Genomic DNA, 8,781 nt, shown 5'->3' on the forward strand with positions numbered 1-8,781 from the left:
GCGGAGGTAGGCTTGATCGTCTCCGCTTCGTATTCTCCCTATGATACGGTTGCGACGGCCGCGCATACGGTTCAACATGAGTATACTATCGCTGACGCGAAAGCTTTATATCTATCCTCGGCTTGTTCTTCTTTCTTGAACGCCTTGGAGGTTGTGGAGGGATATTTCGCCATGGGGAAGGCTTCCAAGGCTTTGGTGCTTTCCGCTGATAAGAACTCCGCTTATTATAATGAGACAGACCCGAAGGCGGGCCATTTATGGGGTGATGCCGCCGCCGCTTTCTTTATCTCCAAGGAGCGGATCGGTGAGGGCGACGCCGAGATCGTAGAGGTTTACACGCAAGGTCTCGGCCATTTGTCGAAAGCGATGGAGGCGGTTCACTTGCGTCCTCGTGACGGCGGTATCTTGATGCCGGAGGGGCGTGACGTATTTATCCAAGCTTGTACCTATATGCCTAAGAATGTCCTTCATTTGTTGGAGAAGAACGGTTATACGCTGGATAACCTTACTTATTTCATCGGCCATCAGGCGAATATGCGTATCATGGCGAATATCGCCAAGCAATTGAACTTGCCGGACGAGAAATTTTTACACAATATCGAGGAGCTGGGAAATACGGGTTCCGTAAGCTCGGCCTTGGTATATGCCCAGAACGATAAGAATTTCAAGAAAGACGACTTGATCGCTATCACGGTATTCGGCGGTGGCTATTCAACGGGAGCTTGCTTGATTAAACATTGATATTAAAAAATTTGAGTAATATGAAACTATTAGAAGGTAAAGTGGCTGTCGTAACGGGTGCCGCTCGTGGTATTGGTAAGGCTATCGCCTTGAAGTTTGCCCAAGAGGGCGCTAACATCGCTTTCACGGATCTAGTGATCGATGAGAATGGCTTGGCTACACAGGCTGAGATCGAGGCCTTGGGTGTAAAGGCGAAAGGATACGCTTCCAACGCTGCTAACTTTGAGGAGACTCATAACGTCGTTGCCGAGATCGTGAAGGATTTCGGACGTATCGATATCTTGGTGAACAACGCCGGTATCACGAAAGACGGCTTGATGATGCGTATGAGCGAGGGACAATGGGACGCTGTGTTGAACGTGAACTTGAAGTCCGCTTTCAACTTTATCCACGCTTGTACCCCGGTCATGATGAAGCAACGTGCGGGTAGCATTATCAATATGTCTTCTGTCGTAGGTGTTCATGGTAACGCCGGACAAGCTAACTACTCCGCTTCCAAGGCCGGTATGATCGGCTTGGCTAAGTCTGTCGCTCAGGAGTTGGGTTCTCGTGGCATTCGTGCGAACGCTATCGCCCCGGGATTTATCATCACGGATATGACCGCTCAGTTGTCTGACGAGGTACGTGCCGAGTGGTGCAAGAAGATTCCTTTGCGCCGTGGCGGTACGGTGGAGGATGTGGCTAATATCGCTACCTTCTTGGCTTCGGATATGTCTTCTTATGTATCTGGACAGGTTATTCAGGTTGACGGCGGTATGAACATGTAATATGGAGGTTATTTACGAGGATAATCATATTATAGCGGTAGATAAGACCTGCCGTGAGATCGTGCAAGGCGACAAGACGGGCGATAAGCCTCTCTCGGAGATGCTGAAGGTATGGCTGAAGGAGAAGTATTGCAAGCCCGGGAATGTCTTTGTCGGTGTCACGCACCGTCTGGATCGTCCGGTGAGCGGGGTCGTGATTTTCGCCAAGACGAGCAAGGCCCTCTCTCGCTTGAACGAGATGTTTCGTGTCGGTGAGGTGCGCAAGACGTATTGGGCGATCGTCAAGAACCGTCCCCCGCAGGATGAGGGTGAGTTGGTGGATTGGCTGGTGCGGAACGAGAAGCAAAATAAGAGTTACGCTTACGATACCGAGCGGCCGAATGCCAAGAAAGCCATCCTGCGTTATAAATTGATCGCCCATTCGGATAATTATTATCTGTTGGAGATCGATTTGAAGACGGGGCGGCACCATCAGATCCGCTGTCAGTTGGCGAAGATGGGATGTCCGATCAAGGGGGATCTGAAATATGGTTTCGATCGTTCCAATAAGGATGGGGGCATTAGCTTACACGCTCGTAGCGCGGAGTTTATCCATCCGGTTTCAAAAGAGAACGTGCGAATTGTCGCTCCCGTGCCGGATGATAATTTGTGGAAAGCGTTGTCGGTTGACCGATAATAATTGATATTGATAAAGATCTGATATATGTGGAATCCTTTCGGATGGAGAAAACGTTTCATTCGAAAGGATTTTGTTTTTAAAGTGTAGACTTACCCAGTAGGTGTGGATTTATTCCCCGGTTGGATACACCCTAATTTTAGTATAAATGTTAACATAAACGCTATACGATTTGTTATTAAGTGAAGTAATGTTAATTATCGGTCTCCTCGAGAAAAATGGAATGATTCTTTCTTTCTTTACATAACAAATGTGACATAAGTAATTTATATAGGTAGAATGAGCAGGAAAAGATTGGCAAAAGTACAGGTTATCTTGATAGCCCTTGTAGTAGCGATGACGGGTTGCCGCCATAAGGAAGAGCAGCAATTGCCCATCGTGATCGTAGACAAACCCTCAAAAGAAGACGTGCAGATTTATGGCGAGTACGTGGGACGTATCCGTGCCGCCAGCTTTGTCGAGGTACATGCCCGTGTGGAGGGATTCCTAGAGAAAATGTTGTTTGAGGAAGGTAAACGGGTGAAGCAGAATGAGCCCCTGTTTATGATTAATCCCGATAAATATCGTGCTAGAGTAGAGAAAGCGAAAGCCCAACTGAAGAAAAGCCAAGCCCAAGCGGCCAAGGCCCGGCGTGATGTGGAACGCCTGAAACCGTTGTACGAGCAACACGCCGCCAGCCAACTGGATTTGGATAACGCCACAGCCGCCCTGGAAGATGCCGAGGCGAATATCGCCATGAGCAAGGCGGATCTAGACCAAGCGGAGATGGAGTTGAGCTATACGGTGGTGACCTCGCCGCTGTCTGGGTATATCAGTGAGCGTTTCGTGGATGTGGGTGCTTTGGTGGGCCCGGGTGTCAATTCGAAATTGGCGGCTGTTGTGAAAAGTGACACGGTATTGGTCGATTTTAAGATGACCGCCTTGGATTACCTGCGTGCCGAGCGTCGTAACGTGAAGTTTGGCGAGCAGGATACGACCCGTTCTTGGCAGCCTACCGTGACGGTTACCTTGGCGGACGACTCGGAATACCCGGTAAAAGGTATCGTGGACTTCGCCGACCCGCTGGTGGACCCGAAGACCGGTACGTTTGGCGTTCGTGCGGAACTATCCAACCCGAACCAGAAATTATTGCCCGGACAGTTCACGAAGGTGAAGCTCCTGCTGGATGTCCGCGAGCGTTCGATCGTCGTTCCCCGGAAAGCCCTCTCGATCGAGAAAGGAGGTGCATTCATCTATATCATCCGTAGGGACGATATCGCCGAGAAGCGTTTCGTGCAGACCGGCCCGGAGATCGGCAACAAGGTCGTGATCGAACGGGGCTTGGGCGAGAACGAGCGAGTAGTGGTAGAAGGTTATCATAAATTGGTGCCGGGCGTGAAGGTACATGCGGTAGAGGCCGGCGACGAGAAGGCTATCCAAGCGCTTAGAGAGGAGGAAGAACAATGAAACCGGGATTCTTTATAGACCGTCCTGTCTTTTCGACCGTCTTATCGATACTGATCGTGATTGTCGGAATCATCGGACTGGCATTGTTGCCTGTGGACCAGTATCCGCAGATTACGCCCCCTGTAGTGAAGATCAGCGCCACGTATCCGGGAGCGAGCGCCTTGACGGTGTCTCAAGCGGTCGCTACCCCGATCGAGCAGGAGCTGAACGGTACGCCGGGTATGATCTATATGCAAAGTAGTAGCTCGAACTCGGGTAGCTTGAATATTACGGTGACCTTCGATGTATCCGCCGATGCGGACTTGGCGGCTGTCGAGATCCAGAACCGTGTGAAACTGGCCGAGAGCCGTTTGCCCGCCGAGGTGATCCAAAATGGTATCACGATCGAGAAGCAGGCTCCTAGCCAGCTGATGACCTTGAGCTTGATGTCCGACGATCCGAAGTTCGATGAGATCTATCTGAGTAATTTTGCCACGATCAACGTGTTGGACGTATTGCGCCGTATCCCGGGCGTAGGTCGTGTATCGAATATCGGTAGCCGTTATTACGGTATGCAGATCTGGGTATATCCGGATCGGTTGGCCAACATGGGATTGACAGTAAGTGATTTGCAAGATGCCTTGAAAGACCAGAACCGGGAGTCGGCGGCGGGCGAGCTGGGTAAGCAGCCCGTGCTGGATGTGGATGTCACCTTGCCTATCACGGCCCCGGGACGTTTGTCTACCGTGAAGGAGTTCGAGGATATCGTGGTGCGAGCAAACCCGGATGGCTCGATCGTCCGGATGAGCGACGTGGCCCGGGTATCGCTGGAGGCTTCCTCTTATTCTACGGAGAGTGGGATCAATGGGAAGAACGCCGCTATCTTGGGTATCTATATGTTGCCGGGGGCGAACGCTCTGGAGGTCGCCACGAAGGTGAAAGAGGCGATGAAGGATATCAGCAAGAACTTCCCGGAAGGCTTGGAGTATAATTTCCCGTTCGATATGACGGAGTATATCTCACAATCCGTGCACGAGGTGTATAAGACCTTGTTCGAGGCCCTTTTCTTGGTCGTTCTCGTAGTGTTCCTCTCGTTACAGAATTGGCGTGCGGCTTTGATCCCGACGATCGCCGTCCCGATCTCCTTGATCGGTACGTTCGGTTTCATGTTGATCTTCGGTTTCTCGTTGAATATGCTAACCTTGCTGGGATTGATCTTGGCGATCGGTATCGTGGTGGACGACGCTATCGTGGTGGTGGAGAACGTGGAGCGTATCATGGCCGAGGAGCGTGTGACTGCCCGTGAGGCTACGCATAAGGCGATGCGGGAATTGTCTGGTGCTTTGATCGCTACCTCCATGGTATTGGCTGCCGTGTTCGTGCCGGTGAGTTTCTTGGGGGGTATCACGGGGCAGCTGTACCGTCAGTTCTCTGTTACGATCGTGGTTTCCGTGCTGTTGTCCACGGTAGTGGCCTTGACGTTGAGCCCGGCGATGTGCGCCATCATCTTGCGTCCGTCTCATAAGAAGAAAGCGTTTATTTTCCGTAAGATCAATCTGTGGTTGGCGAAAGGAAATAAGAAATATACGAAGTTGTTGCGTATCTCTATCGCTAATCCCCGCCGTATCTTGGCAGGGTTCGGGATGGTACTGGTGGCCATCTTTGTCTTGAACCGGATGTTGCCTACCAGCTTTATCCCGGAGGAGGATCAAGGGTTCTTCACTGTAGAGCTGGAGATGCCCGAGGGTACTACCTTGGAACGTACACGTGCCGTAACCGACCGTGCGATCGAGTTCCTCGACCATCATCCGGCCGTGGCCTACGTACAGAATGTAACGGGTAGCAGTCCCCGTGTCGGTACGAACCAAGGGCGTGCCACGCTGACGGTGATCTTGAAACCGTGGGAAGAGCGTAAATCCTCCGGCATGAAGGTAGAGGACGTGATGGCCGATGCCCGCCGGGAATTCTACTATTACCCCGAGGCTAAGTCGTATGTGAACCGTCCACCGGTAATCCCGGGTTTGGGTGAGAGCGGTGGCTTGGAGATGCAGTTGGAGGCTAAGGGAGACGCTAGCTGGGATAATCTGGTAAGTGCCACGGATACTTTCCTGTATTACGCTTCGCAAGCGCCTGAGCTTCAAGGTGTGTCTTCCGCCATGCAGAGCGAGATCCCGCAGTTGTATTTCGACGTGGACCGTGATCAGGCGAAGTTCCTCGGCATCCCGTTGTCTGATATCTTCTCGACCATGAAGGCTTATCTAGGCTCCGTGTACGTGAACGACTTCAATATGTTCAACCGTATTTACCGTGTATATATCCAAGCGGAGGCGCCTTATCGGGCCACCCGGGATAATCTGGATTTGTTCTTCGTCCGCAGTAAGGATGGGGCGATGGTTCCATTGACTGCCTTGGGCACGACCCAATATACGACCGGTCCGGGAACGATCAAGCGTTTCAATATGTTCACCACGGCCTCGATCAACGCCGTAGCCGCTCCGGGATATAGTACGGGTGAGGCGATGGCTGCGATGGAACGGATCGCTAGGGAGCATCTGCCCGAGAATATCGGTCTGGAGTGGAGCGGTCTTTCCTATCAAGAGAAACAGGCCGGTGGGCAGACTGGTTTTGTCTTGGCGTTGGTCTTCTTGTTTGTCTTCTTGTTCTTGGCGGCTCAGTATGAGAGCTGGATCGTGCCGATCGCCGTATTGCTTTCCTTGCCGGTAGCTACGCTGGGCGCCTACTTGGGCATCTGGGCGACAGGGTTGGAGAACGATATTTATTATCAGATCGGTCTGGTAACCTTGATCGGTTTGGCGGCGAAGAACGCTATCTTGATCGTTGAGTTCGCCAAGGTACAGGTGGATAACGGGGTAGATGTGGTGAGAGCCGCTATCCATGCCGCCCAGATGCGTTTCCGCCCGATCTTGATGACCTCGTTGGCCTTCGTGTTGGGTATGCTTCCGATGGTGTTAGCCAGCGGACCGGGCTCAGCTTCCCGCCATAGTATCGGTACGGGCGTGTTCTTCGGTATGCTGGTGGCGATTACGGTAGGTATCGTGTTGGTTCCCTTCTTCTTTGTTTTGATCTATAAGATAAAGGGAAAGATGCGTATGGAACGTATCGCTCAAAAGAAAGAAGTGGTAACCTCTATTTTAAAGAGACACAAAAACGGAAAATTATGATGACAAAGAATTTCTATATAGCCGCTTTCGTCGTTTCTATGCTGGCGTTCTCTTCCTGCAAGATCGGAAAGCGGTACGTACGTCCGGAGTTGAACCTGCCGGACCGGATCGAGGCTTATACGGATACGACCGATACGGCATCCGTGGAGAATATCCCATGGGAGAGCCTTTACGCCGATGAGGCCTTGAAGGATCTGATCAGAAAGGCGCTGGATAATAATAAGGATATGAAGATCGCCGCCGCCAAGGTGAAGGAGATGATCGCCGCCAAGCGGATCTCTTTCGCGAGTATGCTGCCGGAGGTGGGAGCGAATATCTATGCGCAAAAGGAACGCTTGAATTATGGAGGGGATAACCCAAAGCCCGATCCAGAATTTGGGGCGAAGCTGACTTTGTCTTGGGAATTTGATTTATGGGGCAACCTTCGCTGGGCGAATGAGGCAGCCATCGCTTCCTATATGGAGACCGTGGAAGGACAACGTGCCTTGCGATTGACCATCATCGCCGAGGTTGCCGCCAATTATTATCAACTTTGCGCCTTGGACCAAGAGTTGTCGATCGTACAGCAAACTTTGGACGCACGCCGTGAGGGTGTTCGCTTGGCGAAGCTTCGCTATGAGGGCGGACTTACTTCCGAGACGGCTTACAACCAAGCCCAAGTGGAGTTGGCCCGTACCGAGACCTTGATCCCCTCGCTGGAGCGTCAGATCAAGATCAAGGAAAGCGACCTCAGCATGTTGTTGGGCGAGTATACGGATGATATCCCCCGTGGCCTTTCCTTGAGCGACCAACACCTGCCGGATGCCTTACCGATCGGCTTACCGTCTTCTTTGCTGGAGCGCCGGCCGGATATGCGTCAAGCGGAGTTTAAGCTTCGGGCGGCGAACGCTCAGGTGGGTGTGGCGCAAACGGACTTATTCCCGAAGATCCGTTTGACAAGTAATTACGGTTTCGAGAGCGATGAGTTAAGCAGTATCTTGAAGAGTCCGGCAGGTTTTATTGCCGGAAGCCTGTTGCAGCCGATCTTCGCCATGGGGAAGAACAAGGCGAAAGTGAAAGCGGCGAAGGCTCGTTACGAGCAAGAGGTCTATAGTTACGAGAAGAGCGTATTAGGCGCTTTCAAGGAGGTGAACAACGCTATCGTGACCGTCCGCAAGGTGAAGGAGATCCGTGCTTCCCGCATGAATCTGGAAGCCTCCGCCAGTAAATATCTGGAACTCGCCCAACTGCAATACATCAACGGTGTCATCAGCTACATGGACGTATTGGATGCCCAGCGTGGTTTGCTGGACGCCCAGATCGGTTTGAACAATGCCGTGCTGGATGAGTTGCTGTCGGTGGTATACCTGTATAAGGCTTTAGGGGGAGGTTTCTAATCCTTATACCTAAAGCAGATATATGGATATCAATTTATAAACCAATGGAACCCATCCTATAACTCAATGGAATACGAACAAGATCCCATTGAGTTATAGGATGGGTTCCATTGGTTTTCTTATTTATAATAACCATTAAATAGTGAGATATTTACGAATTTTTCGAACAAATCTTTGCGTAGCCATTAAAAATTCCCTATATTGCACAGGGTGAATGTTATTTGCCTTTATCCTTAAATTTAAACTAAAAGAAAAGACTATTATGAGACAGAGCTTGATAGCGGCGGGAATGTTTTTATTAACGGGAGGTATGGTTGGTTGCGGTACCTCTTCTACCCAAGAGAAAGAGGATCTTATCGTGGTGGACGTATCGAAAGATTATCCCAAAAAGGAACTGATCTTGCAAGATCTTTTTGATGTGGAATATATTCCGTTGGAGACGACGGACGAGTTCGTGACGCTAGGCTGGTTGCAGGCGATTGGGAAGGATGTGATGATCATACGAAATATGTGGGCCGTCGATGGTGATATCTTTATTTATGACCGGAAAGGTAAGGCTATTCGGCATATCAATCGGAAAGGGCAGGGGAACGAGGAGTATGCCGCAACGAGCG

7 protein-coding genes are annotated in these 8,781 nt (G+C 51.1%); all 7 read left to right on the forward strand.

The annotated features are described in order from the left end of the window. Positions 1 to 741 (forward strand): 3-oxoacyl-ACP synthase III family protein (locus tag QVP94_RS01310; protein WP_288213139.1); only part of this gene is annotated, 741 nt, incomplete at its 5' end. 20 nt (positions 742 to 761) lie between these two features. Beyond that, on the forward strand, positions 762 to 1,508 hold the full coding sequence (gene fabG, locus QVP94_RS01315) for a 3-oxoacyl-[acyl-carrier-protein] reductase (RefSeq protein WP_005855977.1): 747 nt from the start codon (positions 762 to 764) through the stop codon (positions 1,506 to 1,508). A 1-nt stretch (position 1,509) separates the two neighbouring features. Next, positions 1,510 to 2,184 carry an RluA family pseudouridine synthase gene (locus QVP94_RS01320; RefSeq protein WP_005855978.1) on the forward strand — a complete coding sequence of 225 codons (675 nt, stop codon included), beginning with the start codon at positions 1,510 to 1,512 and terminating at the stop codon, positions 2,182 to 2,184. Between the two features lie 279 nt (positions 2,185 to 2,463). Then, on the forward strand, positions 2,464 to 3,630 hold the full coding sequence (locus tag QVP94_RS01325) for an efflux RND transporter periplasmic adaptor subunit (RefSeq protein ID WP_005855980.1): 1,167 nt from the start codon (positions 2,464 to 2,466) through the stop codon (positions 3,628 to 3,630). Continuing rightward, entirely contained in the window at positions 3,627 to 6,791 is a 3,165-nt protein-coding gene (locus QVP94_RS01330) for an efflux RND transporter permease subunit (protein ID WP_008780328.1), read from the forward strand. Before QVP94_RS01325 ends, QVP94_RS01330 begins: the two co-directional genes overlap by 4 nt. After that, positions 6,788 to 8,167, forward strand: coding sequence for an efflux transporter outer membrane subunit (locus tag QVP94_RS01335; RefSeq protein WP_172606889.1), 1,380 nt, complete (start codon positions 6,788 to 6,790; stop codon positions 8,165 to 8,167). Before QVP94_RS01330 ends, QVP94_RS01335 begins: the two co-directional genes overlap by 4 nt. A 262-nt stretch (positions 8,168 to 8,429) precedes the next feature. Next, the coding region (locus tag QVP94_RS01340) for a 6-bladed beta-propeller (protein WP_288213140.1) at positions 8,430 to 8,781 on the forward strand (352 nt) is incomplete at its 3' end.

This window comes from Parabacteroides sp. CAG:2 (assembly GCF_000436315.1).
In the GTDB taxonomy this organism is placed as follows: domain Bacteria; phylum Bacteroidota; class Bacteroidia; order Bacteroidales; family Tannerellaceae; genus Parabacteroides; species Parabacteroides distasonis.